Origin of the sequence: Streptomyces capoamus (assembly GCF_014654935.1) — a bacterium.
In the GTDB taxonomy this organism is placed as follows: domain Bacteria; phylum Actinomycetota; class Actinomycetes; order Streptomycetales; family Streptomycetaceae; genus Streptomyces; species Streptomyces capoamus.
In genome coordinates this window covers 257,920-260,202 of record NZ_BNBF01000006.1, presented here as the reverse complement: position 1 = coordinate 260,202, position 2,283 = coordinate 257,920, and the positions used below count along the sequence as shown (strand labels likewise).

General features: G+C 75.1%; 2 protein-coding genes and 1 pseudogene. 2 read left to right on the top strand and 1 reads right to left on the bottom strand.

All coding sequences use genetic code 11. The annotated features are described in order from the left end of the window. Nucleotides 1-454: pseudogene (locus IE312_RS12660) on the bottom strand (hypothetical protein); the annotation flags it as partial. A gap of 17 nt (nucleotides 455-471) precedes the next feature. On the opposite strand from IE312_RS12660, the gene IE312_RS12655 reads away from it, so the two are divergent. Both IE312_RS12655 and IE312_RS12650 read left to right on the top strand, forming a co-directional pair. Next, nucleotides 472-1,689 (top strand): adenosine deaminase, encoded by a 1,218-nt coding sequence (locus IE312_RS12655; RefSeq protein WP_189981343.1) that lies wholly within the window; start codon nucleotides 472-474, stop codon nucleotides 1,687-1,689. Between the two features lie 19 nt (nucleotides 1,690-1,708). Continuing rightward, a partial coding sequence (locus tag IE312_RS12650; protein ID WP_229899612.1) for a glycerophosphodiester phosphodiesterase occupies nucleotides 1,709-2,283 on the top strand: 575 nt, incomplete at its 3' end.

The window sequence follows — 2,283 nt, the reverse complement described above, 5'->3', positions numbered from 1 at the left end:
GAGCCGTGTACCCGGCGGCCGGGCCGGCCCAGGCCGCACGGCCGGCGTCGACGGGCGCGGACGCCGGCAGCGAGGTCAGCGTCTGCTGATCATGGACGGTTCCAGGGGCCGGGACGGCGTCGTGGACGCTCCCCCGGTCCCCGACCGGCTCCGCCCGGCCCGCCTCCGCCGCTGCGGCTGCCGTCGCCGCCGTCGCCGACTCCGCTTCCGGCCCGCTCTGACCCGCCAGGGTCGGCTCCCGGCCCTCGACCGGCACCCACTGGCCCGCCCCCGCCCCCGCGACCGGCGCCGCCCGACCCACCTCCCCCGCCGCACGGTCCTCGGCCGGGCCCGCGGCCGCTTCCGGTCGGTTCGCCGTCGGCTGGGGGTCCTTCTCCAGGGACAGCCGGGGAGGCTCCTGGCGGGCACCGGACGGGTGCGGGCCAGGTATGGGCTGCCGTGCCTCGTCGGACATGGTGAAGGACCCCCTCGCTGGACGTCCCGTCATGCTACGGGCAGGGCGGGACGCGGCGGCCCGGGGCCTACGATGATCCCGCGTCACCGATCAGCCGATCACCGCGCCCGCACCACGCACCTCGGGACACCGTGCCCGCCGCGGGCGCCCGTCCCGGGGAGGCCCCCTTGACCGACAGCTCCGTACCCGCCACCGGCACCGCCGACCGCGATCTGCACCGCTTCATCGCCGGGCTGCCCAAGGCCGAACTGCACGTCCACCACGTCGGCTCCGCCTCCCCGCGCATCGTCTCGGAACTGGCCGCCCGCCACCCCGACTCCATGGTCCCGACCGACCCCGAGGCCCTGGCCGACTACTTCACGTTCACCGACTTCGCCCACTTCATCGAGGTGTACCTGTCGGTCGTGGACCTCATCCGCACCCCGGAGGACGTCCGGCTGCTCACCTACGAGGTGGCCCGCGACATGGCCCGGCAGCAGGTGCGCTACGCCGAGCTGACCATCACGCCCTTCTCCTCCACCCGGCGCGGGATCGACGAGCGGGCGTTCATGGACGCCGTGGAGGACGCCCGGAAGGCGGCCGAGGCCGAGTTCGGGACCGTACTGCGCTGGTGCTTCGACATCCCCGGCGAGGCCGGTCTGGAGGCGGCCGAGGAGACCACGCGGCTGGCCACCGACGACCGGATCCGCCCGGAGGGCCTGGTGTCGTTCGGGCTCGGCGGGCCGGAGATCGGCGTGCCCCGGCCGCAGTTCAAGCCGTACTTCGACCGGGCCGTCGCCGCCGGTCTGCGGTCCGTGCCGCACGCCGGTGAGACGACCGGCCCGGAGACGGTGTGGGACGCGCTGACCGACCTGCGCGCCGAGCGGATCGGGCACGGCACCAGTTCCGCGCGGGATCCGAAGCTGCTCGCCCACCTCGCCGAGCACCGCATCCCGCTGGAGGTGTGCCCGACCTCCAACATCGCCACCCGCGCGGTCCGCACTCTGGAGGAGCACCCGATAAAGGAGTTCGTCCGGGCCGGGGTGCTGGTCACGGTCAACTCCGACGACCCGCCGATGTTCGGCACCGACCTGAACAACGAGTACGCGGTGGCCGCCCGGCTGCTGGACCTGGACGAGCGGGGCCTGGCGGACCTGGCCAGGAACGCCGTCGAGGCCTCCTTCCTGGACCCGGCGGGCAAGGCGCGGATCTCGGCGGAGATCGACGCCTACACCGCTGCCTGGCCGGCCTCCTGACACCCACCACAATGGGGCCATGCAGACCGTGACCGCCGTGGCCCACCGCGGCGACCCCTACCGTTTCCGCGAGAACACCCTCGACTCCCTGCGGTCCGCGCTCCAGCGGGGCGCGGACGCCGTCGAGGTCGACGTCCGGCTCACCCGCGACGGCGTGCCCGTGCTGCTGCACGACGACACGCTGCGGCGGCTGTGGGAGGTCGACCGGCCGCTGGGCGCGCTGTCCGCCGACGAGCTGCGCGGGCTCACGGCGGGCGGGGTGCCGACGCTGGCGGAGGCGCTGGCCGCGACCGGGGACAGCAGGGTGATGGTGGACCTGTGCGGGCCGGTCGGCCGCCGTACGGTCGAGCGGACGCTGGACGCAGTCCGGCAGAGCGGGGCGCGCGACCGTGTGTACTACTGCGCGCACGCCGAGGCGATGCTGGCCGTCCGCGCCGCCGATCCGGCCGCGGAGATCGCTCTGACCTGGACGACGCTGGCGCCGCCCCGGCCCGCGCTGCTGGCCGCCGTCCGCCCGCGCTGGCTGAACTACCGCTTCTCCCTGGTGAGCAGGGAGCTGGCGGCCCGCGTCCACCACGACGGCCTGCTGCTGTC